Annotated in this window: 1 pseudogene; it reads left to right on the top strand. The window is 50.7% G+C overall.

The window, feature by feature from the left end:
- Positions 1-347 (top strand): annotated as a pseudogene (locus M992_RS14405) (PTS N,N'-diacetylchitobiose transporter subunit IIC); the annotation flags it as partial.

Here is a 347-nt window from a genome sequence, read left to right as displayed (position 1 = left end):
CTGGCGCTGCCGTCGGCATCTTCCAGATTAACGAACCGATCTTGTTTGGTTTGCCAATTATCATGAACCCAGTGATGTTTATTCCGTTCGTGCTGATTCAGCCGATTCTGGCAGCGATCACGCTGGCGGCGTACAGCATGGGCATCATTCCTCCGGTGACTAACCTTGCACCGTGGACCATGCCTACCGGACTGGGTGCATTCTTTAACAGTAACGGCAGCATCGCTGCGCTGTTAGTCGCATTGTTCAACTTGGGTGTCTCAACGCTGGTGTATATGCCTTTCGTTATCCTGTCTAACAAGGCGCAGGCGATAATTGAAGAAGAAGAAAGCGAAGAAGATATTGCG

It is taken from the genome of Moellerella wisconsensis ATCC 35017 (assembly GCF_001294465.1).
In the GTDB taxonomy this organism is placed as follows: domain Bacteria; phylum Pseudomonadota; class Gammaproteobacteria; order Enterobacterales; family Enterobacteriaceae; genus Moellerella; species Moellerella wisconsensis.
The sequence above is the reverse complement of the archived record's forward strand: the minus strand, read 5'-3'. Positions and strand labels throughout refer to the sequence as shown.